This window comes from Pseudomonas tremae (assembly GCF_023278125.1).
Lineage (GTDB): Bacteria > Pseudomonadota > Gammaproteobacteria > Pseudomonadales > Pseudomonadaceae > Aquipseudomonas > Aquipseudomonas tremae.
This window is the reverse complement of sequence record NZ_CP066270.1, coordinates 2,504,751-2,523,463: the sequence shown is the minus strand read 5'-3', so window position 1 is coordinate 2,523,463 and position 18,713 is coordinate 2,504,751. Positions and strand designations below refer to the sequence as shown.

General features: G+C 57.9%; 19 protein-coding genes. 12 read left to right on the top strand and 7 right to left on the bottom strand.

Annotation, left to right across the window (positions count from 1 at the left end; all coding sequences use genetic code 11):
• Window positions 1–224: 224 nt before the first annotated feature.
• Entirely contained in the window at window positions 225–2,180 is a 1,956-nt protein-coding gene (gene tssI / locus I9H09_RS11510; RefSeq protein WP_223810558.1) for a type VI secretion system tip protein TssI/VgrG, read from the top strand.
• Here the strand turns inward: tssI and I9H09_RS11505 are convergent.
• Both I9H09_RS11505 and I9H09_RS11500 read right to left on the bottom strand, forming a co-directional pair.
• Window positions 2,167–2,940 (bottom strand): enoyl-CoA hydratase, encoded by a 774-nt coding sequence (locus I9H09_RS11505; protein WP_055002793.1) that lies wholly within the window; start codon window positions 2,938–2,940, stop codon window positions 2,167–2,169. The two genes, tssI and I9H09_RS11505, sit on opposite strands and share 14 nt — an antisense overlap.
• Window positions 2,941–3,029: 89 nt before the next feature.
• Complete coding sequence (locus I9H09_RS11500) at window positions 3,030–4,235, bottom strand: acetyl-CoA C-acyltransferase (protein WP_122346469.1); 1,206 nt, start codon at window positions 4,233–4,235, stop codon at window positions 3,030–3,032.
• Between the two features lie 177 nt (window positions 4,236–4,412).
• Between I9H09_RS11500 and I9H09_RS11495 the strand changes: the two genes are divergently transcribed.
• Window positions 4,413–4,892, top strand: a complete 480-nt coding sequence (locus I9H09_RS11495) for an LEA/WHy family protein (RefSeq protein WP_024669382.1) — start codon at window positions 4,413–4,415, stop codon at window positions 4,890–4,892.
• Between the two features lie 140 nt (window positions 4,893–5,032).
• Window positions 5,033–5,914, top strand: coding sequence for a glycoside hydrolase family protein (locus I9H09_RS11490; RefSeq protein ID WP_122346470.1), 882 nt, complete (start codon window positions 5,033–5,035; stop codon window positions 5,912–5,914).
• A gap of 30 nt (window positions 5,915–5,944) precedes the next feature.
• Here I9H09_RS11490 and I9H09_RS11485 read toward each other — a convergent pair whose 3' ends face one another.
• Window positions 5,945–6,241: a hypothetical protein gene (locus I9H09_RS11485; protein WP_081000230.1), complete on the bottom strand. Its 297-nt coding sequence runs from the start codon at window positions 6,239–6,241 to the stop codon at window positions 5,945–5,947.
• 616 nt (window positions 6,242–6,857) lie between these two features.
• Between I9H09_RS11485 and I9H09_RS11480 the strand changes: the two genes are divergently transcribed.
• A complete protein-coding gene (locus I9H09_RS11480) occupies window positions 6,858–7,088 on the top strand; it encodes a hypothetical protein (protein WP_183142394.1) in 231 nt (76 codons plus the stop codon).
• Window positions 7,085–9,826 carry a glycoside hydrolase family 3 protein gene (locus I9H09_RS11475; RefSeq protein ID WP_055002788.1) on the top strand — a complete coding sequence of 914 codons (2,742 nt, stop codon included), beginning with the start codon at window positions 7,085–7,087 and terminating at the stop codon, window positions 9,824–9,826. The genes I9H09_RS11480 and I9H09_RS11475 overlap by 4 nt, the downstream gene beginning before the upstream one ends.
• 15 nt (window positions 9,827–9,841) lie before the next feature.
• Here the strand turns inward: I9H09_RS11475 and I9H09_RS11470 are convergent, their stop codons facing one another.
• The 3 genes from I9H09_RS11470 to I9H09_RS11460 all read right to left on the bottom strand — a co-directional run bounded on the left by I9H09_RS11470 (window position 9,842) and on the right by I9H09_RS11460 (window position 12,276).
• On the bottom strand, window positions 9,842–10,492 hold the full coding sequence (locus I9H09_RS11470; RefSeq protein WP_005894058.1) for a TetR/AcrR family transcriptional regulator: 651 nt from the start codon (window positions 10,490–10,492) through the stop codon (window positions 9,842–9,844).
• Window positions 10,493–10,514: 22 nt separating this feature from the next.
• Window positions 10,515–11,876 (bottom strand): MATE family efflux transporter, encoded by a 1,362-nt coding sequence (locus I9H09_RS11465; protein WP_122346471.1) that lies wholly within the window; start codon window positions 11,874–11,876, stop codon window positions 10,515–10,517.
• 145 nt (window positions 11,877–12,021) lie between these two features.
• Window positions 12,022–12,276, bottom strand: coding sequence for a hypothetical protein (locus tag I9H09_RS11460; protein ID WP_005894053.1), 255 nt, complete (start codon window positions 12,274–12,276; stop codon window positions 12,022–12,024).
• A 153-nt stretch (window positions 12,277–12,429) separates the two neighbouring features.
• Between I9H09_RS11460 and I9H09_RS11455 the strand changes: the two genes are divergently transcribed.
• Window positions 12,430–12,747, top strand: coding sequence for an ElaB/YgaM/YqjD family protein (locus I9H09_RS11455; RefSeq protein WP_005894051.1), 318 nt, complete (start codon window positions 12,430–12,432; stop codon window positions 12,745–12,747).
• Window positions 12,748–12,846: 99 nt separating this feature from the next.
• Here I9H09_RS11455 and I9H09_RS11450 read toward each other — a convergent pair whose 3' ends face one another.
• Entirely contained in the window at window positions 12,847–13,197 is a 351-nt protein-coding gene (locus tag I9H09_RS11450; RefSeq protein WP_005894049.1) for a hypothetical protein, read from the bottom strand.
• A 266-nt stretch (window positions 13,198–13,463) separates the two neighbouring features.
• Here I9H09_RS11450 and I9H09_RS11445 point away from each other — a divergent pair, with 266 nt between their 5' ends.
• The 6 genes from I9H09_RS11445 to I9H09_RS11420 all read left to right on the top strand — a co-directional run bounded on the left by I9H09_RS11445 (window position 13,464) and on the right by I9H09_RS11420 (window position 18,665).
• Window positions 13,464–14,531 (top strand): M4 family metallopeptidase, encoded by a 1,068-nt coding sequence (locus I9H09_RS11445; protein WP_005894047.1) that lies wholly within the window; start codon window positions 13,464–13,466, stop codon window positions 14,529–14,531.
• Window positions 14,532–14,574: 43 nt separating this feature from the next.
• A complete protein-coding gene (locus I9H09_RS11440) occupies window positions 14,575–14,874 on the top strand; it encodes a protealysin inhibitor emfourin (protein WP_005894044.1) in 300 nt (99 codons plus the stop codon).
• Window positions 14,875–15,132: 258 nt separating this feature from the next.
• Window positions 15,133–15,762, top strand: a complete 630-nt coding sequence (locus I9H09_RS11435) for a paraquat-inducible protein A (RefSeq protein WP_005894042.1) — start codon at window positions 15,133–15,135, stop codon at window positions 15,760–15,762.
• Window positions 15,759–16,373: a paraquat-inducible protein A gene (locus tag I9H09_RS11430; protein ID WP_024669387.1), complete on the top strand. Its 615-nt coding sequence runs from the start codon at window positions 15,759–15,761 to the stop codon at window positions 16,371–16,373. Before I9H09_RS11435 ends, I9H09_RS11430 begins: the two co-directional genes overlap by 4 nt.
• Entirely contained in the window at window positions 16,366–18,045 is a 1,680-nt protein-coding gene (locus tag I9H09_RS11425) for a PqiB family protein (protein ID WP_122324391.1), read from the top strand. The genes I9H09_RS11430 and I9H09_RS11425 overlap by 8 nt, the downstream gene beginning before the upstream one ends.
• Window positions 18,042–18,665 carry a PqiC family protein gene (locus I9H09_RS11420; protein WP_236502203.1) on the top strand — a complete coding sequence of 208 codons (624 nt, stop codon included), beginning with the start codon at window positions 18,042–18,044 and terminating at the stop codon, window positions 18,663–18,665. The genes I9H09_RS11425 and I9H09_RS11420 overlap by 4 nt, the downstream gene beginning before the upstream one ends.
• Window positions 18,666–18,713 lie beyond the last annotated feature (48 nt).

Genomic DNA, 18,713 nt, shown 5'->3' with positions numbered 1-18,713 from the left:
TTTTATACGCGATCACCGCAGATGAAACCCCCGACAGCCATATTGGCTGACGAACTCACTAAGATGGCTGTTGAGCTGGCTAAATGCAATCATCCAATAGGCAGCACGGCTTGTAGTCCCTTTCCGAAAAAACATACGTCAATGCTTTTGACGCCTGGCTTTCCGTACCCTGCGCTCCCTGAATTCACAGGTGGGAGAGCCCGCGAATGTGCAAAGACCTGCAAATGCCAATCACGCTGGCCATTGCCGACTGCCAGGCGGACTTGCGTGTCATCGGCTTCACGGGTCGCGACGCGCTTAACGAAACTTATCGCTTTGATATCAAGCTGATCAGCAGTACTGAGCATCCGGACATCCTTGCGTTGCTGCATCGCGACGCGTTTCTGAGCTACGGACGTTTTGGCGAGGGTGTGCATGGCCAGGTTTGCCAGATCAGCCGGATCCACGACGGAGCATGTGTCAGCCTTTACCATCTGGTGCTGATGCCGAACCTGAGAAAACTTGCGCTCGTTCAACGGCGCCGTATTCATCAGGATGTCACGACACCGCAACTGATCGCTCGGTTACTAAGCTCGCCTGCAGTCGGCACGAACGCCTGCCGGTTCGGCTTGATGAGCGGCTTTTATCCTCCCAGGCCGATGCGAGTCCAGTACGACGAAACCGACCTGCACGTGTTGTACCGACTGTGCGAAGAAGAAGGGATTCATTTCCGCTTCGAGCATGAGCCGAGCGGCCACGTACTGGTGTTTTCGGATGACCCGGCGAGCTTTCCCATCCAGCGCGCGCCAATCAGGTTCCGCCACAACGGGCAGACAGACGCGGCGGAGGCAGCGCTTTTACACATGGCCGAAAGACTGGCAATGCCGCCTGCCTCGCACTACCAACACCAAAGCCGAAGGACTGCCAGCCCACTGTCACCGGGCTCACCAGAGGAGATGAGCACACCGGCAGCCAATCAGCCTTTTGTGCCTGCAACCTATAGCGGATCTGTCAGCCCCCAGGAGGCGCTCGACCGCCAGCACGGCATTCGCAACCTGGAGCGTCTGCGCTGCGAACGACGTGAAGTCAGAGGCCAGACCCGCTTGTGTGCGCTGCGTAGCGGTGAAGTCGTTCAGGTGCTTGAGCACCCCGAACCGTTGTTCAACGATCAATGGCTGCTGACCGAAGTGACTCATTCGGGACGCCAGTTGCAGGTGCTGCGTGGAGCCGATGTCAACGACACACAAGCCATTCTGAAGGCTGTCCTCAACGACCCACGCGCCCCAGCTGAATCAAGGCACGCATCAGGCAATGGCTACAGCAACAGTTTCAGGGCCATCCCGTGGGCGATACCCTTTCGCCCTTCGCTCAGACACCCTCGGCCTGCCGCCACAGGCGATCACATCGCGACGTTGCAGCGTGACAGTGCCCAAGAACAAAGACCCGGTTTTCGATCAATCAGGTTCGACTGGCAAGCAGCCCTCGGCGATGGCAGCCCGACTCATTCCTGGCCAGCCGCTCAGGCTGCCAGCGATGAGTTGTATGCCCTGCCGCCAGGTACAAGCGTCCTGATTCGCTATCTCGACAATAACCCGGAACGCCCGGTGATCTGCGCCGCACTCGGCCCGGCTGACGCCCCTTCAGGCTGCAGTCTCAGACTGGACGGTGCAGCCATCGCCCCTGTCGACAGCATTCGTCTGGCCAGTGGTGAACACTTGCAGATCACGACACATGAAGGGTTGATTTTGCACGACCAGATGACAACGCTGCACATCGTTCCACAGCACATCCTGATAACCGCCCCGAACACTACGCCGATTACAGCGTCCGTCACCAACACGTCGGTCTCGACGCCTTCTGCCGGGCACTCGGCGTTGGGTGACCTTCGTCTGACCGGGCAGCCGGGCCGTGATGGCGAGCCGTTGGCAGACCGTATCTGGTACATCGTACGAATGGACCAGCCTGGCCTGCAGCATCTGCCGCGCGTAGCCGCCGAAGACATTCTGTTCGAAGGCAGAACCGATGAACGTGGCCATTTGGGTCTGGACGAAGAACAGTGCAGGCGCCTGGCAGACGAGTATCGCCAGACGCCACGGGCGCTCTGCATTATCCACCCAGGCCACTGCCTGCCGCTGCACATCTGGTTTGAACAGAGCCGGGGTCAGGGGGAGCGCGGCCTGATCGAGATCAACAATCCTTGAAGCCAGGCTGGCGCTTTTCGATAAAGGCCTTCATGCCTTCTTTCTGGTCATGGCTGGCAAATGCAGCATGGAATACCCGGCGCTCGAACCGGATACCTTCGGCCAGACTGACCTCGAACGCGCGGTTGACGCTTTCCTTGACCATCATTGCCACAGGCAGCGATTTCGCTGCGATGCTGGCTGCCACAGCAAGCGCTTCCGGGAGTAACCGGTCCAGCGGCAGGACTCGGGATACCAGCCCGGCGCGCTCGGCCTCCTGAGCGTCCATCAAGCGACCGGTCAGGCACATTTCCATCGCCTTGGCCTTGCCGACGGCCCGTGTCAGACGTTGCGTCCCGCCCATGCCCGGCAACACTCCCAAGTTGATCTCAGGCTGACCGAAACGGGCGTTTTCAGCCGCCAGAATGAAGTCGCACATCAGCGCCAGCTCACATCCACCACCCAGTGCAAATCCGGCCACGGCAGCCACAATGGGTTTACGGCGGGCTGCGATCCGATCACTTTCGCGGAACAGGTCATCGAGGTAGATCTGCGGGTACGAAAGCTCGACCATCTCCTTGATGTCGGCTCCGGCAGCGAATGCTTTTTCCGAACCTGTCAGCACGATGCAACCAATGGTTTGGTCTGCCTCGAAGCGGTCGAGCGCATGGTTCAGCTCGTCGATAAGCCGGGCATTCAACGCGTTCAATGCCTTGGGACGATCCAAGGTGATCAGCCCGACCTTTTCGATAGTCTCTGTGAGGATCATCTCGTAAATCATTGATAAATATCCTTTTTATAAAATTACCGACTTAATCCAATTATTATAGAAATAACTTCATAAATTGCTCTTAAATTGTTGAATTTAAACTAAATAATTTCAACAGCAACAGCTGTCGCCTCACCACCGCCAATACAAATGGCCGCTACGCCTCTTCGCAGATTCCGATGCTGCAGCGCGGCCAGCAGCGTCACGATAATCCGCGCACCCGATGCGCCTATTGGGTGGCCCAGTGCGCAGGCGCCGCCATTGACGTTGACTTTCTCATGGGCAAGCCCCAACTCGCTCATTGCCACCAGCGGCACGACCGCAAAGGCCTCGTTGATTTCAAACAGGTCAACATCATCCACAGCCCAACCCGCTTTGCTCAGCAGACGCTGGATGGCCCCGATAGGTGCGGTAGGGAACAATCCCGGTTCGTCCGCGAATGCGGCATGCGCATGAAACACAGCCAATGGCTGCAGGCCTCGTTGCTGCGCTTGCGACTGACGCATCAGCACCAGCGCCGCCGCGCCGTCCGAGATCGAGCTGGCGTTAGCCGCCGTCACGGTCCCGCCCTCGCGAAAGGCTGGCTTGAGCGTCGGGATCTTCTCCGGGCGAGCCTTGGGAGGCTGTTCGTCGTGAGCGATCAACCTGAACTCTTTGCCCATCGTGACCTGCACCGGAACAATCTCGGCGTCGAAGTGCCCGTCGGCGATGGCGCGCTGCGCACGAGCCAGTGAAGCCAAGGCGAATGCGTCCTGGGCCTCACGACTGAAGCCGTGGCGCTGAGCGCAGTCCTCGGCGAAGGTGCCCATCAGTCGACCGGGTTCATAGGCATCTTCGAGGCCGTCGAGGAACATGTGATCCAGTACCTTGCCGTGCCCCATGCGATAGCCGCTGCGCGCACGATCCAGCAGATAAGGCGCGTTGGACATGCTTTCCATGCCCCCAGCCACCACCACCGTAGCGCTGCCTGCCAGCAGCAAGTCATGGGCCATGATCACTGTCTGCATGCCTGAGCCGCACATTTTGTTGACGGTGCTGCATAGCGTTGCAGTGCTCAGGCCCGCACCCAGCGCCGCTTGCCGGGCAGGCGCCTGACCCAGGCCGGCCGGCAGCACACACCCAAACAATACCTGCTCTACGTCGGCGGGTTCGATCCCGGCCCGTTCGACGGCTGCGCGAATGGCGATTGCCCCGAGGCGGGTTGCGCCGAGGCTCTGCAGGTCACCCTGAAAACCGCCCATGGGCGTGCGTGCAGCACTCACGATGACCACGGGGTCGTGATGCGAAATCGTCCTTTCTATGGACATGGCTATCTCCAGTCTTGTTCTTGTTGGTATCGCTGAAATGATCAACCCACGGCGATAAGGACGCAACGGGTAAGGCAGGCAGATTAGCGGGTATCTGTGGATTGCGCCCTGCAGGCCGAATCTCTTCTGCAAGAAGGGGTCTGAAAGACCAACACCCTCACGATGCCGGAGCCACCAATGTCGCTACGCCCGATCCGTGCCCTGCTTTCAGGCCTGCTCGTTCTCACCCTGAGTGCATGTGCATTGCTGCCCCATCGAGACCCGCTTGCGATCAACGTAGTCGGTATCGAACCCATCCCCGGACAGGGCCTGGAGCTGCGCATGGCAGTCACACTGCGTGTTCAGAACCCCAACGATGCCGAGATCAATTACACCGGCGTGGCACTGGACCTGGACGTGAATGGAAAGCTGCTGGCGTCCGGTGTCAGCAACCAGAAAGGTACGGTAGGACGCTTCTCCGAGGCTGTGCTGGTGGTCCCGGTCAGTGTCTCGGCCTTTGCCGCCTTGCGCCAGGCGCTAGGCCTTTCGCAAAGCCAGCGCCTGGACAATCTGCCTTATACGTTGCGCGGCAAACTGGCAGGCGGGTTATTCGGCACCCTGCGCTTCAGCGACAGCGGCACACTGGACCTGCGTCAGGCAGAGGGGGATCCGTGGTAAGACCTGCGCCCTGAGCGGCCAGCGTACGTGGCGGGGGCATAAAGCGGATGCCAACGTGAGTGGGTTTGAAAGCGCTGGCATGTTTGCTGCTTGAATCCGTTTATGCCTGTTTGCTCCCCTCACTTCAAGGAAGACACCCCATGATGCTGCGCAAGCTGTCGGCCACCCTCCATACCCTGCCCTTATATGCCCTTTTGGCGCTGCTGCTCTGCGCATCGACCGCCTCGGCGTGGGCCGCCAGTAAAAGCGCCAAGCGCGGTATCGCCTACGACATCACGTCACCCGCCGACCTCAGCGCTTTATCGTCAGGCCTGAGCTGGTGGTACAACTGGAGCCCGAAACCCCACGACCGCCTGGCGTCTTACGACTATGCCGCACTGTATGGCGTGGACTTCATCCCGATGGTCTGGAACGACAACGTCGATGACGGCCAGCTGAAACTCTATCTGCAGGCACATCCCGCCATCCGCTATCTATTGGTCATCAACGAACCCAATCTGATGGATCAAGCCGACATGAGCCCCGAAGCAGTTGCCCGCTTCTGGCCAAGGCTGGAACAGATTTCAGCGCAGACCGGGGTAAAACTGGTAGGCCCGGCCATGAACTGGGGAACCCAGCCGGGCTACGGCGACCCTGTGATATGGCTCGACGCGTTCTACGCAGCCTATCGCTCCCTGAACCAGAATCGCGATCCTCAGGTCGACTATCTGGCCTTTCACTGGTACGACTACGGTATGTCAGGAATGCTCGACAGGCTGACACGCTACGGGAAGCCGGTATGGGTCACGGAGTTCGCCAATTGGCACAGCCTGAATGACGGAATGCAGATTGACTCTGTGAAAAAGCAAAAGCAGCAAATGGCCGATATGGTTGCCACGCTTGAGGGACGAGCCGACGTGTTCAGATACGCCTGGTTCACTGGGCGCATGAATCACGACCCGCATTTTTCCAGTCTGTTAAGCGACGAAGGCAGACTGACCGAACTGGGTCGGTACTACCTGTCGTTGCCTTACAGCGAATGACCGGACAGGCGCGGGTTAACCCAGGCAGTATCAACGAAAGCCCGCAGCCTGTTCACGCTCAACCAGAGAAGCGGCACCGATCTCGGTCAGGCCGCTGATGATGTGTTGTGGGTAGGGAAATGAGAGATCGTGTTCAAGAACCCTGGCTGACCTCAGAAGCCCTTCCCTGACCATCGTATCGACCATTGCAACGCACACATCGATTGCAGGCAGGCTCGAATGGGCGCGGACCAGCTCTCGGTAGATCTGACCGAACGTCAATTTTCGGGGCTGGCCGGCGCAAAGGCGCCTGACGGCCTTCAAGATCGCAAGGTCAGTCCGAAACAAAGAGTCACTCACCGTATAAGTATTTGAACAACGAACGCTGGCAAGCGACGACAGCGTATTGCCCAGCGGCTCGCATGAAGAATCAATACACACAGACTTATAATCCAGACAACGTGCCGACTGAAATCAGGCAAAATACCTGACGAACCTTAAATAATTAAAGCACTACCTTACTTATTGTCTGGCACAGATCTGGCACCCGGTGAACATGCACTTTTTAAATACATGGCACGGTAAAAAACAGGATTTCCATTCACAGCACAAAGCTTAACAGATCGTTAAACCTAACGACAGTTAGGTTTATAAAAAACAATAAATAATCATTAAAAACTTAATTATTAGCTTTAGAATTCAAAAAAATTACAAAAACACACATTTTATGCCAAAAAACACAGATATTTCCTTTTATTTCAAGACTTGATTTCTCAAAAAAAGCCCTAAATTTATAGATATCAAAGTGACATCATTTATTTATTCAAGGCTTCCGAATACTTTACTCGCCAGCAAACTTTCTAACGCCACGCCGGGCTTGATTTCCGCCCCGGCACTGCAGGACTGCGACCGCTGTCTTTTTAACTTTGACCCCTCAATCGAGATGCAATCGATGACTAGAACCATGCTGTCTGTTTTCAGCGCAGTACTTCTGTGCGCGCAAAGTGTGGCTGCTCTTGCAGCGGACACAACTTCCACGGCCACTGATCAACAGGTGCGTGTGCAGGTAGACGCGCAAAGGGCCCAGCTGTCCGGCGTCGACAAGATCACCCCGGCCGCGCAAAAGAATTCTTCCACGCTGCTTGATACACCCGTGGACACAGAAGACGCGCCAGCGCAGGTGCAACGCCCATGAACAACCCCCATTCACAGATTGCCCTGAAAAAAAGGATCGATGCCTTGTCAGCGTTCAAACAGACACTGGGCCTGAGCCTGCTGACATTCAGCGTCATGCAGGCAAACCTCGCTCTTGCGGCGGTGACGCCAGCCACCGGCAATGAAGTCGAAGCGCGCGTCAGCTCTATTCTCGACAACATGAATCAGTCCGAGAAAATCAATTTCACGCGTGTCAATGACGGGCACATGATCCCATCCCTGCTCAAATGGGGCATCAAGGGCACCGTGGCGTACGACTCGTCGATGGGGGTTCACGTCAACAATGCCACCTTTGGCGCCCAGTACCCGTCGCAGTCCGCGCTGGCAGCGACCTGGAGCATCAACCGGGCCAAGGAGTTCGGCCTCGCGATTGCCTACGAGACCCGGGTTTCCGGCGGCCAACAGATGCTTTCGCCCGGTGTGAACCTGTATCGCACTCCCTACAACGGACGCTCGGCTGAGTATGTCAGCGGTGAGGACCCTTTCCTCGGCGCGGTGCTGGCACCGGCCATCGTCAACGGCATCCAGGCGCAAGGCATTCAGGCCAGCGGCAAGCACTACCTGGCCAACGAGCAGGAAGCCAATCGCCAGGCAGTCGACGTCAAGGTCGATGAACGCACCCTGCGTGAGCTGTACCTGCCGGGCTTCGAATCGATGGTGAAAAACGCCAACGTGGCGTCCATCATGTGCGGTTTCAACAAGGTCAATGGCGACTACGCTTGCGAAAACCACCACCTGATCACCGAAGTGCTCAAAGGTGAATGGGGTTATCAGGGAACCGTGATCAGCGACTTCAATGCTATTCATGATGCATTCAAGGGCGCGTGGGCCGGTACCGACATCGACATGCCGTCTGGCCTTCAATTTACCGAAGCCAACCTGCTGCCTTACCTGTGGAGCGGCCAGCTGACTCAGAACGTGATTGATGACAAGGTCAAACGCAACCTGCGAGCCATTGTCAGCTATGACCTCCAGGAAAACCTCAATACCGCCAAGACACTGGACCACCCCGAGTACGGCATGCGTGCAGCGCTAAATACCGCGCGTGAGTCCATCGTCCTGCTGCGCAACGAAAACACCGCAACAGGCAAGCCGTTGCTGCCCTTGGCGCGCTCGGCGAAGATCGCTGTGATCGGTAACTGGGCGCACGATGTGCCTGCCTCGCCTTTCGGCACTGCGAACTCGCCACCCAACAGCTATGTCACCGAACTGAGCGGCCTGCAGCAACTGGCGTCCAGCAGTGACAACGTTACCTACCTCCCGGAAATGAGCCTGAACCCGGCCAGTTCGGCGTGGTATCAGCCGGCGTCGGGAGACAACGGCATCAGCAACTCCGGGGTAAAAGCCGAGTACTACTCCAACACAGGCCTTTCCGGTGATCCCGCACTGACGCGTGTCGAACCAGGCGTAAACCTGAACTGGGCCACCGGCACCAACGTCACCAGTGCCGGCGCGACGGCCGTTGCCGGTTTCAGCCCATCACCCGGCGCGTTTTCAGCACGATTTACCAGCGTCATCAAGCCTACTGTTTCCGGCCCGCAGGTATTCAAGGTCCGTGCAGACGGCCCTTACAAACTCTGGGTCAACGATGAACTGGTATTGCAGAGCGACGGCGTACCTTATTCGGGCGACGTAGTGAACGCGCTGACCACCTCGGGAAAAACGGCTGCACTGACTGCTGGCAAACCCTATACCGTGAAGCTGGAGTACAAGCGCATTCAGGGTAATTTCATCCCGGTACTCGGCGGCCTGACTGGCGTGCAGATGAGCTGGGCGTCGCTGCGTCCGCCAAAGGACCTGTCGAAGTACGATGCGGTCGTGGTGGCAACCGGCACCACATCTGAAAACGAAGGCGAAGGTTCTGACCACGGCTTCGATCTGCCAGACCAGCAGGCAGAGCTGATCAGCTTCGTGGCCAAAGCCAACCCCAATACCGTGGTCGTCATGCACGGTGGCGGCGTGGCCAACATGCAGCCCTGGGCGAACAAGGTCGGCGCTTCCCTGCAAGCCTGGTTCCCGGGCCAGCAAGGTGGCCAGGCTCTGGCCGAAATCCTCTATGGCAAGATCAACCCGTCGGGCAAGCTGCCGGTCACGATCGACAAGAAGATCGAGGATAACCCGAGCTACGCCTCTTACCCGGACCCGGCGGCCTACCGTGGTGACAAGGCGCTGACTGAAATGACTTACAGCGAAGGCCTGTACATGGGCTATCGCGGTTATGACAAGAAGCACGCCAAGCCGCTGTACCCGTTCGGTTACGGGCTGTCCTATACCACGTTCAGTTACAGCGACCTCAAGCTCTCGACCAATGTCCTGACCCCAGGCGCTACGATTGACGTCAAGTTCACCGTGACCAACACCGGCGACAAGGCAGGTTTCGAGGTGGCGCAGCTCTACGTGCAGCCGGTGAAGCCTGCTGCAGATCGTCCGGAAAAGGAGCTCAAGGGCTTTACCAAAGTCTATTTGCAACCCGGTGAGAGCAAGACGGTCAGCGTGCCGATAGACTCGCGTTCGCTGGCCTACTACGTCGACAAGACTGCAAGCTGGGACGTCGATGCCGGGAAGTTCAAGATTCTCGTGGGCACCGACTCCGAGAACCTGACGCTCGACAAGACCCTGATCACGCTATACCCCGAAAAACTGACCACCCGCGACAGCAACCCGCTGCCGTTGCCACTGCGCAAGGCAGTGCAGGTCAGCGCGGCACAGACCTACTGATGAACCCGTCAAGGCTCAGGGAAGAGCCTTGATATCCCTTCCCAGACGCTGCACATAAATATCGAAGACAGCCATGACATCTACGTCTTCTGGACTTCTCAGCCACTGGATCTGCAAACCGTCCATGACTGAAAATATTTCCTGAGCCATGGCTTTCACATTGATGTCCGCACGCACCTCTCCTGCCTCTATCAACGCATTCAAATGGCCGCGTGCATGCTCGTGGGTCATGTGAAAGCGCTCGCGGTGCCACGACCAGGCCGGATGCGCAGGTGAAAGACTTTCGGTATTCATCAGCAATGCAGCCTGGCATTCATCAGCATTTTCGATGCTGAAGCTCATGCTCAGCTTGAGAAATTTCAGAAACCCTTCCAGCGTCAGCTCGGTGGTCAGGTCCTGAAACCTTGACGTCACCCGCTGATCCCGACGCTCCAGCAGCGCACTGAGCAACGCTTCCTTGTTGGGAAAGTGATGCAGCAGCCCGACCGTCGTGATTCCCGCAAGCAGCGCGACTTCGCGCATCGACGCACTTGAGTAGCCATCTCTGGCGAACACCACCGTGGCAGCATCCAGCAAAGCCTTTCGACGCATATCGCCTTTGGGCGCCCGGCGCCGCTTGGGCGCAGTTGCCGCTTCGGATTCATTCCCTGATTCTTCGATGACCATAAAAACCTGATTACGCCTTGATTCAATATGCCCGGGTGCTTGCTGCCTGGACCCTGCCGGTGAAAAAACGCTTTGCCGTCCGCGAGGCGGTGCCGATCGATATCAGTGCAATGATCGCATTGCCGGCAAGCATCCCGGGGAACGCACCGCTGCTGCCAAACCAGTGAATGCCTGCCAGAACGAAGGGCACTGTACCTGCTGTAGCCCTGAGCCAGGCGAAAACCGGCACCCACCACGACCTGTTCATGGTCATGAATACCGAGATGGCAACAAAATCCAGCCCGATAAGCACCCATAACCCTCCGCCAAAATGACAAAAGGCAAGGAACAGAGCCCGCGCGTCGCCCTCAAGCTGATAGAGATCGGCGATCATTCCGCCACACAGCACCAGCAGCAGCCACACCGCCAGACCGTAGCAAATCACCAGCTTGCGCGTGAAGACGATTGCCGCACTGACACGATCATCCCGTTGCGCCCCGATATTTTGCCCCAACACAGGGGCCAGGGCACCAGGCAACGCGAAAAATGCGCAATAGGAAAATTGCACAACCCTGTCCAGCACCGCCATGGCAGCCAGGGCCGAGGTACCGAATGCCGACAACGAAGCCACGAAGTACGCCAGCCCCACAGGTGTCGCCAGGTTGGCGGCCATCGCTGGCAGGGCAATCCTGAACGTGCGCACGGCATGGAGCCGAAACAGTTTGAGGTTGCGCGTCAGCACCAGCCCTGTTCGCTGTCGCAGCCAATACACGCCCAACGATGCAGAAACGCAGGCGGACAGCGCAAACGCAATGCCTGCGCCCTTGAGGCCCAAGTCGAGCCCGAAGATCAATAACGGGTCGGCAACCGCCAATGTGGCTGCGGCTGACAGCACAACGCATAACGCCCGGTTGTTATCCCCGGCAGTCCTGAGCATTTGTGCCGACATCTGCATGACGGCCTGAATCGCCGTAAACGGCAGCGTCAACCAGATGAAGCTGTGCGCGGCGTCATAAGTGGCCGCTTCGGCACCGAGCCAGCCTGTAATCGGGCCGATCAGCGCTATCTGCACGCCTGCAGAAACGGCGCAGACTGCAAACACCATCAGCAGCAGGCTGGCGGTGAGCCTCGGGATCGACCCGGCAGCACGGTGGCCAATGCGCTCGGAAAGTACGGCTGTTGCTGCGATGATCAGGCCAGTGGCGAGGGCACTGTTGAAAAACATCAATACTTTGGCAATGCCGATGGCCGCCAGCAAGACCGGATCGTGGAGCATCGCGACGTAGACCAGTGTCAGGATATCCACGAGGAACACTGCAAACAGGCTGACGGCACTGGTGCTGGCAGTCACGGCAATATGACGCGCTACGCTGCCTTGGGTAAATCTTGCGCTGGCTTCGGCCATCAAATATCTCAACAGGCCTGATGACCCCTGAAAACGGGGTTCAAATAGCAATAATGATTGTTTTTGCGCTCCATGCCTGGCGTTGTACAAAACCTGCTGACTCTCCAGCCGGTGCATTGGCGCGAGAGTCAGCCAGGACACTCGACTACCTGGCAGCCGCCACTAAACGATTCACTTCACTGCGAACCATGTTGGCGTACTCCGGAGGGCTCATTGTGTCCAGCTCGGAGCGCACCCACTCAGACCATTTACCCTTGCGCTTGGCGCGCTCGCCCATCAGGCGTGCAGCCTCCCCCTTGGCCTTTCCCAGGTTGCTCTGCCAGAGGTCGAACAAGCGGGATTTTTCGTCTTCCAGAGCGGTACGTTCAGGCAGCGGCCGGTTGGCCAGATTGAAGCTCATGACAGTCACCTACGGCTAAAAACGGCTGCATCTTACACCCGTAACGGGCTTCTCTTGCAGAGTCTTGCGTCGGGTCATTCAAGCAATTGCAACTTTTCAGGATAAGTGAGACTCCATTTATCACTATTGCCATCACTTGAAAGGAAAAATGCCATGGCTCGCAAGACCTCAGCTCAATACAACGCCGATCAAATCAAGGATCAGGCATTCAGTGATCTTCAGGCACTGATCGAGGAATCGGACAAGCTGCTCAAGGAAAGCGCTGCACTGGTGGGCGAAGAAGCTGAAACGCTGCGCGAACAGCTGAGCGTCAAACTGAAGCAGGCACTCGACTCGATGGCCAGCGTGCGCGACCGCACCAAACCTGTGGTCGAAGCAACCGAGACGTACATCGGTGGCCATCCTTGGCAGACCGTCGCCATTTCTGCCGGCTTTGGTCTGGTGGTAGGGCTGTTGCTGGGTCGCCGTTGATCGACGCACCCGCTGCTACGTAAAACGGGCCTTATCATAGGCCCGTTTTTTTGCTTGAATAAACATCTGGCGTGACCCGAGCAGCGTCGGCTGAAGCTATTACCGGGTGTGTTGCACCACTGAAGGTTCTGCGAACCGATGGGATTTGCTCACCTTGGCCTGCAGCGCTTCACGTTGCTCTTCGGCCTGGGCCTGGCTTTCGTAAGGTCCGATCAACAATTGCTGTTTACCGTCTATGTCCACGATGACTGGCGCATAGCTGCGCTCGAGCAGCCAGGCACTGGTATCGCTTACCGCTTCGCGCGAGTTCATCTGGATGAACCATTGCGGCGCGGACACCGGAGCAGTCACTGCCGCGTCCTGGGCTTTTTCTCTGGCTGGCGCACGAGAGCTGCCTGCATCGCATCCAGCCAACGCCAGTATCGCCATTATCATTACCGTCTTGCGCACGTGAGTCTGCTCCTCGTCTGAAGTGGCGCGAGTCTAGCATTCTCGCGCGCGGTGTTGAGCGACTGTGTCGAGGTGTCGCAGCTTGCGCCTGGCGACACAAAACCCCGGCCACGCGGGCTCTCGCCACCAAGGCTGGTTTATAGGGCATTGGTAATCATGTAATCGGATATTTCTTTGCATATAAACGATACATGAGGTGTCAAACCTTCTGCGACCATGTTGATCGGTGGCGTGCTGCCATCGGTGCATTAGTACAGGAGTTCATCATGTGCGACCGAAACCCGCTTCATTGTTTCATTCCGCCTTATATGCTGGAGCGTATGGCGCGATCCCCCCAGCCCCTGGTCAGCACCCGGGCCATTGCCAACCTGACGAGCAGCTCGGCATTCCTCGCCTCTCGCCTGACCGCCAGGACCATGCCGTCCATGCACGCAGTAAAATCCCCTGACGGCCGAAAACATCGCGAAATTCATGACGCCAAGGGGACTGACGACCTTCCCGGTGCCGTTGTCCGCACCGAGGGCCAAGCGCCAACGGGCGACAAGGCGGCGGACGAGGCTTACGACGGCTCCGGCGATGTATACGACTTTTATGCCGAGCTGTTCGAGCGTAACTCGCTGGACGACAGCGGCATGTCACTGGTGTCGACCGTTCACGTCGCCGAAGTGGACTTCAACGGCGAACACGTCCCCCTCAGCAATGCCTACTGGAATGGCAGCCAGATGGCCTATGGCGATGGCGACGATCTGGTCTTCAAGCGTTTCACCGGCAGCCTTGAGGTGATAGGCCATGAGTTGACCCACGGCGTGCAGAGTTTCACGTCCAACCTGGATTACCGCGGTCAGTCCGGGGCCTTGAACGAGCACTTTGCCGATGTGTTCGGCATGCTGGTACGCCAGTGGAAACAAGGCACCAGCGCCACTGAATCGGACTGGGTGGTCGGCAAGGAGCTATTGGTGCCCGCGCCGACCCGCCGCGGTATCCGCGACATGGAAAACCCGGGCACGGCGTACACAGATGACCCGGACCTGGGGGACGATCCACAACCGGCAACAATGGCCAACCTTTACACAGGTGCCAAGGACCGGGGTGGCGTACACATCAACTCGGGCATTCCCAACCGTGCTTTCGTGCTGGTTGCCAAGGCACTCGGCGGAAATGCCTGGGAAGTTGCAGGCAGAATCTGGTATGAAACGATGCTGGCGCTGAAATCGGACAGTCAGTTCGTCGATTGCGCCAAAACCAGCCTGAAAATCGCCGCAGACCCACGTTTTGGTCCAGACGCCAAAAAAGCCGTGAAAGCGGCCTGGAAAGAAGTCGGGGTCAAGGTATGAGGAACAGGCTTGAGGGTCAGGTCTAACCAGAAAGGTGCATAAAATGAAGGTCTGTCTAGTCCAGTCAGGCGGTTTTGCAGGCACGGTAAAACGATGTGAGGTCGATACTGAAACGCTGGACCCATCAGAAGCTCGGCAGTTGCAGCAACTGGTGAGTGACAGCGGCCTGAATAAATCAGGCAGCGCCTTCAACGAAGAGGCGCGGGACTTGAATCAGTATGAAATCACCATCGAAGACACGGCTCAGGAAATCTGCATGACCTTCGATGAACACAACGTACCGGCTTCAGCCCGCCAATTGCTGGGGTTTCTGAAACAGCGTGTCAAACCCGGCAAGCTCTAGGCAGACGACGCGATAATGACCTGTGCCCTTCATCGGTTTGTGAAGGGCACAGGCTAACTCCTCGTATTGCTATTCTCATGAAATAACGACCATGAAATAATGGCGCTATGACATCTGAACCACCTCCCCCGATCGCGGTCAATGGTTTGTACCGCCAGTTGGCGCGGGCGGTACAAAATAAAAGCTACAAAACGCCATTAACGAGGTATCTTTTCGTGCTTCGCACCCTCACCCTTTACCTCTGCACCCATGGCGTCGATGAGCACTGTGCATCCTACTGAACACTCAACCGGTCTGATCATCTGCGAGCATTGCGATTCGCTGTACGAAGCCCAGCCGCTGAAACCGGGCGAAGCTGCGTTCTGCCTTCGTTGCGAAGCCCTGCTCGGTCGTGGTCGGCGAATGACCATCGAACAGTTGCTGGCGCTGACTCTCGCCGCGGCCATGTTTTTCGTTTTTGCCAACTTTTTCCCCGTGATCAGTATCAGCATGAAGGGCCTGACCAACGAGGTCACGCTCTGGCAGTCGGTCGAGGCGCTGGCACAGGGGCGGATCACCCTCATTGCGCTGGTCGCGGGCCTGTCGATCATCTTCGCGCCGTTGCTGCAGATCGTGCTGCTGTTCTGGGTGCTGGTGCATGCGCAGCGTGGCATCATCGCGCCCGGCTTCAGAACCTGCATGCGCGCCCTGGAGCATCTGCGGCCGTGGAGCATGCTTGAGGTGTGCATGCTCGGCATCCTGGTGGCGATCATCAAATTGTCCGGCATGCTCGATGTTCACCCCGGCGTAGGCCTGTGGGCGATGGCCATGCTGATGGTGCTGATTCTACTGATCGCCAACAAGGATATCCGGCGGCTTTGGGATGAACTGGGAGTAAAGCCTGAATGAATGGCATCCCTTTCGCCCACGAACACAAACTGTGCCTGTGTCATACCTGCGGCTACGCCTGCCAGGAAGACGCCACGCGCTGCCCGCGCTGTGACTCGCCGGTGCATCGGCGCAAGCCCAACAGCATTACCCGCACCTGGGCGTACCTGATTGCTGCGCTGATTTTCTACGTTCCGGCCAATGTCTTGCCGGTGATGTACACCAACCTGCTGGGCAACCGCAGCGAAAGCACCATCATGAGCGGTGTGATCGAGTTTTTCGAAAGCGGCTCCTGGGACATCGCCATCCTGATCTTTGTCGCGAGCGTGCTGGTGCCCTGTATCAAGTTTCTGGTCCTGGCCATGCTGCTGATCACCTGTCAGCGCCGCAGCACCTGGGCCATGCGCGAACGTGCGCGCCTTTACCGGTTCATCGAACTGATCGGCTACTGGTCGATGCTCGATGTGCTGGTTGTAGCCCTTGTGGCGTCTCTTGTTCAGTTTCGCGAGCTCAGCACCATCGAGCCGCGAATCGGTATTCTGTTTTTTGGCTTGGTAGTGGTGATGACGATGTTCGCCGCCATGAGTTTCGATCCCCGGCTTATCTGGGACGCAGAGGTTGAAGATGTCTGACAATACCCTCCCACCGTCTGATTCAGTGCCACGGCCTGAAGTCAAACGTCGTCGCCTGCGCGTCTCGCTGATCTGGCTGGTGCCGATCATCGCAGCGATCATCGGTTTGTCCATGGCCTTTCACGACTGGATGAATATCGGGCCGCGAATCACTGTGAGCTTCCTGACCGCAGAGGGCCTGGAGGCCAACAAGACTCAGGTCAAATACAAGAATGTGGTCATCGGCATGGTCACGGAAATCAGCCTCAGCGAAGACCGCACTCACGTGCTGGCGACCATCGAACTGAATACCAGCGCCACCCCCTTTACCCGAGTAGACAGCCAGTACTGGGTGGTGCGTCCGCGCATTGGTGCGCACGGCGTGTCGGGCGTCGATACCTTGCTTTCCGGCGCATTCATTGGCGCCGATGCAGGCAGCTCCGAAGAAACCAAAAACAGCTTCACCGGCCTGGAAACACCTCCACCAGTGACGTTCGGTGAAAAGGGCAAGCGTTTCATCCTGCACACCGATGACCTGGGTTCGCTGGACATCGGCTCGCCTATTTATTACCGACGGATTCAGGTTGGTCAGGTCGTTGCCTATGAGCTGTCCAAGGATGGCCGCGGGGTTGACGTACAAATCTTCATCAACGCGCCGAACGACCAATACATCACCACCGATACCCGCTTCTGGAACGCCAGTGGCGTGGACATCACGGTCGGCGCATCGGGCGTCAAGGTCAATACCCAGTCCCTGACCTCGATCATCTCCGGCGGGATCGCCTTCCGCGAACCCAACTGGAGCCCGGATGCCAAGCTGGCCGACGAGAATGCCGAATTCAAGATCTTCGACGATCAAACCACTGCAATGGCGCCTCCGGATGGCGAGCCACGTTACATCCGCATGCGTTTCAATCAGTCGCTGCGTGGCCTGACGGTCAATGCCGCAGTGGACTTCCTGGGCGTCAACATCGGCAAGGTGGTGTCGGTCGATCTGGATTACGATCCGGCGACCAAGACCTTCCCGGGCATCGTAGGCGCAGTGATCTATCCCAAGCGTCTGGGCGCAGCCGAGTCTAAGTTACAGGAGCTCGGCGGCTCGGGGGATGAAGAGGAGCAGTCGGCCAGAGTGCTGGGCGCCTTTGTTGCCAATGGCCTGCGTGCTCAGGTGCGCAACGGCAACCTGCTGACCGGCCAGTTGTACATCGCGATGGAATTCGATCCGAAGGCGCCGAAGGTGGCGTTCAACGCCAAGGCTCGCCCACTCGAGATCCCTACCGTGCCTGGCAGCTTCGACAAGCTGCAGGAGCAGTTGCAGGCGTTCGTAGAGAAGCTCAGTAAACTGCCAATCGACCAATTGGCGGGCAACCTCAATGGCACCCTGAGCGAGTTGCAAAAAACCCTCAAACAGGTCAATAGCAGCGTACTGCCGCAAATGCGCGGCACCTTGCAACAGGCTGAAAAAACCTTGGGGACTGCCAACGATTCGTTCGCCGAAGACTCGCCAGCACGCCAGCAACTGGGCCAGGCACTGGACGAAGTACAACGCACTGCACGGTCGGTCAGGGTGCTGACAGACTTCCTCAGCCGCCATCCAGAGTCGTTGATTCGTGGTCGTACCGGCGATGCCGCCCCACGTTCGTTCAACGCCCCCTCCTCGTCCCGAGCCATTGATCCGGAGCCAAAACAATGACCTTGCGCCTGAAACTGACGGTATTGGCCATGACGCTGGGACTGGGTGCCTGCACCTCGACGCAGACTCACTACTACACACTGATTGCGCCCATGGGCCAGACCGAGGCTTCCGCAGCCGGGCCCATGCCTTTCCAGTTTGAAATGCTTCCCGTGCTGATGGCCGTGCAGGTCGACCAGCCGCCGCTGGTGGTTCGCCAGGGCAACGGCAGCCTGGCGATCCTTGACGCCGAACGCTGGGCTTCACCACTGGGCGACGAGTTTCATGATGCGTTGACGCCGCAACTGGAGCGTCGCTTCGGCAGCCGGGACATGGCCGGTCTGCCGAAGAGCGCTGACCAGCCGGTGCTTTCCATCCGCACTGACGTCAGGCGCTTCGAGTCGATGCCAGGCAATTATGCGTTGATCGATGTGGTGTGGACGCTGGGGCTGCGCGAGGGCGGCGCAATTGCTGGCAGCAAGCGAAAAAGCCTGACCTGCAGCAGCGTGATCCGCGAACAGGCCGACGCAGGCATGGAGAACCTCATCGTGGCTCACCAGAAAGCCGTATCTAAACTGGCCGACAAGATCGCTGCCACCGCTCAAAGCTGGACACAGCAGTCATCCTCTCGTTGCCTTTAAGCACCACAGGACGCCTGACCAGGGCGTCCTGACCTTTCCCGACATTTA

Coding starts and splice junctions, on each gene's coding strand:
- I9H09_RS11440 (WP_005894044.1), top strand. CDS start 14,575: ATGAAGGTCTGTCTAGTCCAGTCAGGCGGTTTTGCAGGCACGGTAAAA.
- I9H09_RS11460 (WP_005894053.1), bottom strand. CDS start 12,276: ATGAGCTTCAATCTGGCCAACCGGCCGCTGCCTGAACGTACCGCTCTG.
- I9H09_RS11495 (WP_024669382.1), top strand. CDS start 4,413: ATGTCGCTACGCCCGATCCGTGCCCTGCTTTCAGGCCTGCTCGTTCTC.
- I9H09_RS11430 (WP_024669387.1), top strand. CDS start 15,759: ATGAATGGCATCCCTTTCGCCCACGAACACAAACTGTGCCTGTGTCAT.
- tssI (WP_223810558.1), top strand. CDS start 225: ATGCCAATCACGCTGGCCATTGCCGACTGCCAGGCGGACTTGCGTGTC.
- I9H09_RS11470 (WP_005894058.1), bottom strand. CDS start 10,492: ATGGTCATCGAAGAATCAGGGAATGAATCCGAAGCGGCAACTGCGCCC.
- I9H09_RS11480 (WP_183142394.1), top strand. CDS start 6,858: ATGCTGTCTGTTTTCAGCGCAGTACTTCTGTGCGCGCAAAGTGTGGCT.
- I9H09_RS11425 (WP_122324391.1), top strand. CDS start 16,366: ATGTCTGACAATACCCTCCCACCGTCTGATTCAGTGCCACGGCCTGAA.
- I9H09_RS11500 (WP_122346469.1), bottom strand. CDS start 4,235: ATGTCCATAGAAAGGACGATTTCGCATCACGACCCCGTGGTCATCGTG.
- I9H09_RS11435 (WP_005894042.1), top strand. CDS start 15,133: ATGAGCACTGTGCATCCTACTGAACACTCAACCGGTCTGATCATCTGC.
- I9H09_RS11445 (WP_005894047.1), top strand. CDS start 13,464: ATGTGCGACCGAAACCCGCTTCATTGTTTCATTCCGCCTTATATGCTG.
- I9H09_RS11455 (WP_005894051.1), top strand. CDS start 12,430: ATGGCTCGCAAGACCTCAGCTCAATACAACGCCGATCAAATCAAGGAT.
- I9H09_RS11475 (WP_055002788.1), top strand. CDS start 7,085: ATGAACAACCCCCATTCACAGATTGCCCTGAAAAAAAGGATCGATGCC.
- I9H09_RS11420 (WP_236502203.1), top strand. CDS start 18,042: ATGACCTTGCGCCTGAAACTGACGGTATTGGCCATGACGCTGGGACTG.
- I9H09_RS11505 (WP_055002793.1), bottom strand. CDS start 2,940: ATGATTTACGAGATGATCCTCACAGAGACTATCGAAAAGGTCGGGCTG.
- I9H09_RS11465 (WP_122346471.1), bottom strand. CDS start 11,876: ATGGCCGAAGCCAGCGCAAGATTTACCCAAGGCAGCGTAGCGCGTCAT.
- I9H09_RS11490 (WP_122346470.1), top strand. CDS start 5,033: ATGATGCTGCGCAAGCTGTCGGCCACCCTCCATACCCTGCCCTTATAT.